The sequence below is a fragment of the Streptomyces sp. YS415 genome, from assembly GCF_023544665.1.
Taxonomy (GTDB): domain Bacteria; phylum Actinomycetota; class Actinomycetes; order Streptomycetales; family Streptomycetaceae; genus Streptomyces.
In genome coordinates, this window is the sequence record NZ_JAMJFL010000073.1 from 1 (window position 1) to 4,852 (window position 4,852).

1 protein-coding gene is annotated in these 4,852 nt (G+C 71.6%); it reads right to left on the reverse strand.

Annotated elements, in window-relative coordinates; genetic code table 11:
• The coding region (locus tag M8H82_RS36240) for a type I polyketide synthase (protein ID WP_250079993.1) at positions 1–4,776 on the reverse strand (4,776 nt) is incomplete at its 3' end.
• Positions 4,777–4,852: the final 76 nt, after the last annotated feature.

Consider the following 4,852-nt stretch of genomic DNA (forward strand, 5'->3'; position numbering starts at 1 on the left):
CGAAACGACCACGGACGTGGGCCCGTTGACGGCAGCCACATCAACCCGGTCCCCGACAAATGCGAGCACATCCTCGACACCGGCCTGCACCGCGAGCATCGCCCCGCCCTCGGGCAGCGCCTGCATCAACGAACCCCGTGCAGCGACAAGTCGACAGGCGTCCTCCAGCGAGAACACCCCCGCCACATACGCAGCGACCAACTCACCGATGGAGTGCCCCGCCACGAAGTCCGGGCGCACACCCCACGACTCCGCCAGCCGGTACAGAGCCACTTCCACCGCGAACAACCCGGCCTGCGTGAAGACCGTACGATCCAAGACCTCACTGTCAGCCGACAGCGCCTCCGCCAGCGACCCCGGCAGCAGCCCCTCGAATCCGCCGCACACCTCGTCCAACGCCTGCGCGAACACCGGGAACTCGGCGGCCAGTTCCGCACCCATTCGCGCCCGCTGCGCCCCCTGCCCCGTGAACATCACCGCAAGGCGACCGTCCAGCACAGCACCGGAGGACTCAACGGAAGCCAGCCCCGCCGTCAGCTCCTCACGGTCACGCCCCCACACCACCGCGCGATGCCCCAGCCCGGCCCGACCGGTCGCCAACGACCAGCCCACATCCACCGGATCCAACGCCCCGGCCACCCCGGACAACCGCCCGGCCTGCGCCACCAGCCCCTCGGCAGACCCGGCCGACAGCACCCACGGCAGCACCCCACCAACCGAAGACGGCGCCTCAATCGCGACCGCAACTTCCGGCGCCTCCTCCAAGATGACGTGCGCATTCGTCCCGCTGGCCCCGAAGGAGGAGACGCCCGCTCGCCGCACGCCGCTGGGCGACTCCCAAGCACGCTCCTCCGTCAGGAGGGAGACATGGCCCGCGGACCAGTCGACGTGCGGGGTCGGTTCGTCGACGTGCAAGGTGCGCGGCAGCACACCTGCCCGCATCGCCATCACCATCTTGATGACACCCGCAACACCGGCCGCGGCCTGCGCGTGCCCGATGTTCGACTTGATCGACCCGAGCCACAGCGGCCGATCGGCCCCGCGGCCCTCGCCGTACGTGGCCAGGAGTGCCTGCGCCTCGATCGGGTCACCCAGGGTGGTCCCCGTGCCGTGCGCCTCGACGGCATCCACGTCAACGGCGGAGAGCCCTGAACTGGCGAGCGCCTGGCGGATCACGCGCTGTTGGGAAGGTCCGTTGGGCGCCGTAAGACCATTCGACGCACCGTCCTGATTGATCGCCGAGCCCCGCACCACCGCCAGCACCTGGTGGCCGTTACGGCGCGCGTCCGACAGCCGCTCCAGCAGCAGCACGCCCGCGCCCTCGGCCCACCCCGTGCCGTCCGCCGCAGCCGCGAACGACTTGCAGCGGCCGTCCGCGGCCAGCCCGCGCTGACGGCTGAAGTCGATGAACGTCCCCGGCGTCGGCATGACCGTGACACCGCCCGCCAGAGCCAGGTCGCACTCGCCCTGGCGCAGTGCCTGGGCCGCGAGGTGCAGGGCGACCAGGGAGGAGGAGCAGGCCGTGTCGACGGAGACCGCGGGCCCTTCCAGGCCGAAGGTGTAGGCGAGGCGGCCGGAGACCACGCTTCCGGAGGTTCCGGTCCCGATGTAGCCCTCGATGTCCTCGGGGATGCTCGGAAGCCGACTGGCGTAGTCGTGGTACATCACGCCCGCGAAGACACCGGTACGACTCCCCCGCACCGAGTCCACCGCGATGCCCGCCCGCTCGAACACCTCCCACGACGTCTCCAGCAGCAACCGCTGCTGCGGATCCATCGCCACCGCCTCACGTGGCGAGACCCCGAACAGACCGGCATCGAACTCGGCGGCGGCGTACAGGAACCCGCCTTCGTTCGCGTACGACTTGCCGAACGCGCCCGGATCCGGGTCGAACAGCTTCTCCAGATCCCATCCACGGTCCGCCGGGAACGGGCCGACCGCGTCCCGGCCCTCCGCCACCAGCCGCCACAGATCCTCCGGCGACGACACACCACCCGGATAGCGGCAGGCAGCCGAGACGATGACAACCGGATCGTCCGTCACGCCAGCGGCGATCGCAGGAACCGCGCCACCGGGATCCACCCCCTCCGCGGATCCCACCAACTCGCCCACCAGCAGACCCGCTACCGCCATCGGCGTCGGATAGTCGAACACCAACGTCACCGGAAGCCGCAGCCCCACCGCCTCGCCCAGCCGGTTCCGCAGCTCCACCGCCAGCAGCGAATCGAAGCCCAACTCCTTGAACGTCCGGTCGGCTCCGATCAGAGCCGTTCCGGCGTGCCCGAGGACGGAGGCGACGTGGGTGCGGACGACGTCCAGTGCGACCGGTTCGCGCTCGGTCACGGGGAGGGCGAGAAGCCGGCGGGCCAGCGTGGATCCGCCGGACTCGGTGCGGTCGGAACTGGCGGCGCGGCGAACCGTCGTGGGCACGAGGGTGCGCAGGAGCGGGGGCAGTGCGCCCGTACCGGCCCGAGCGCGCAGGGCGGCCCAGTCGAAGGCGACCGGCACGAGGTGCGCATCGCCGTGTGCCATGGCGGCGTCGAAGGCGGCCAGTCCGTCGGCGGAGGTCAGCGGGGTCATCGCCTGCCGGGCGACCCGTGCCAAGCTGGCCTCGGTCATCGTGCCTGTCATTCCGCTGGCGTCGGCCCACAGCCCCCAGGCGAGCGAGGTGGCGGGCAGCCCTTCGGCGCGGCGGTGCTGGGCCAGGGCGTCCAAGTAGGCGTTGGCAGCGGCGTAGTTGGCCTGGCCCACCGTGCCGAAGACACCGGCGGCGGAGGAGAAGAGGACAAAGGCGGAGAGGTCGAGGTCGCGGGTCAGTTCGTGCAGGTTCACGGCCGCGTCCACCTTCGGACGCAGCACCGCGTCGAGTTGGCCGGGGGTCAGCGAGGTGACGACACCGTCGTCGAGGACACCGGCGAGGTGCACGACACTGGTGACGGGATGCGCGGTGAGCAGTTCTGCCAACGCCTCACGATCGGCGGCATCGCAGGCCACCGCCTCGGCGACGGCACCCGCGGCCGTCAGCTCGGCCACCAGCTCCGCGGCGCCGGGCGCCTCGGCCCCGCGACGACTGGCCAGCACCAGCCGCCGCACCCCATGCTCCGCCACCAGGTGCCGGGCGATCAACCCGCCCAGCGTCCCCGTACCACCCGTGACCAGCACCGCACCGTCACCGAAGCCAATCGACCCGCCGGAAGCGGGTGCGCGCACCAGGCGGGGTGCCAGCGCCTCGCCTCCGCGCACCGCGATCTGCCACTCCCCCGCCCCGAGCGCGGCAAGGGCAGGCGCCAGCCCATCGGTGTCGGCACCCAGGTCGACCAGGCCGAACCGCCCGGGATTCTCCGCCTCCGCCGAACGCACCAGCCCCCACACCGCGGATCCGGCGAGGTCAGTGGGCCCCTCGGTGCCGGTGGCGACGGCGCCGCGTGTGGCGACGACCAGGCGCGACTCGGCGAACCGCTCGTCCGCCAGCCACTCCTGCGCCATGGAAAGCACCGCACCGGCCACGACTCCGGCCGTGGCACCTTCCGGCACCTGCGGCCTCCACACCACCAGCGCGGGGACGGCGGCCTCGGCCAGCGAGGACAGCTCCTGGCCGGACACGTCGCCGAGCAGCACCCAGTCGGGCTCGTCGTGCCCAGCAGGAGCAGTGAAGGGCGTCCACTCCACCCGGAACAGGGCATCCCGTACGGCCGACTCCACCCGCTCCAGCGGGCGCAGCACGAGCGACTCCACGAAGGCGACCGCGGCGCCCTCGGCATCGGCCACCCACACCGACACCGCACCCTCACCCACCGGCACCAACCGCACCCGCACTGCCGACGCACCCACCGCCGACAACGACACACCCGACCACGCGAACGGCAGCCGCACTTCACCGCCGTCCACCGGCAACACCGCATGCAGCGCCGCATCAAGCAACGCCGGATGCATCCCGAATCGCACCGCCTCCGCCCGCTCGGACTCGCCCAGTTCGACCTCGGCGAAGACTTCGTCCCCGCGCCTCCACACCGCACGCAGCCCCTGGAACGCCGGCCCGTAGTGGTATCCCGAGGCTGCCGCCGCCGAGTAGAAGTCCGACACGTCGACGGCTTCGGCGCCTTGCGGGGGCCATACGGCGAACTCGCCGGCCGGGACCTGGCCCGCCTCCGCGGACATGGCGCCCACGGCGTGTGTGGTCCACGGGGACTCGATGCCGGAATTGTCAGGGCGCGAGTGGATGGTCAAAGCCCGGCGGCCGGTGGAGTCAGGGGCCGCAAGGACGACCTGGACCTGTACGGCCGAGGTCTCGGGCAGGGCGAGGGGTGCCTGGAGAGTGAGCTCGGCGAGGTGGCCGCAACCGACCTCGTCCCCGGCGCGGATCGCCAGTTCCACGAACCCGGTACCGGGGAAGAGGACCGTTCCGGCAACCGCGTGGTCCGCGAGCCAGGGATGCGTACGAAGAGACAGCCGGCCGGTGAGGACCAGCCCTCCATCGGCGGCAAGACTCACCGCGGCACCGAGCAGCGGGTGCTCTGCGGCACCGAGCCCCAGCTCGGCGGGATCGCCCGTGGACCTCGCCGCCTCCAGCCAGAACCGCTCACGCTGGAAGGCGTACGTCGGAAGGTCGACCGGAGTGACAAGGCGGCCCGCGTAGACGGCGGACCAGTCGATGTCTGTTCCGTTTACCCAGAGTTCGGCCGCGTTCGCGAGGAAGCGAGCGTTCTCGTCCTCGTCCCGGCGCAGGGTGCCGACGACCGTGACCCGCTTCTCCGCCGCCTCGGCGATCGACTGCACGCCCATGGTGAGCACCGGGTGAGCACTGACCTCGATGAGACGGAAATGCCCCTGCCCGAGAGCTACTTGAACGGCC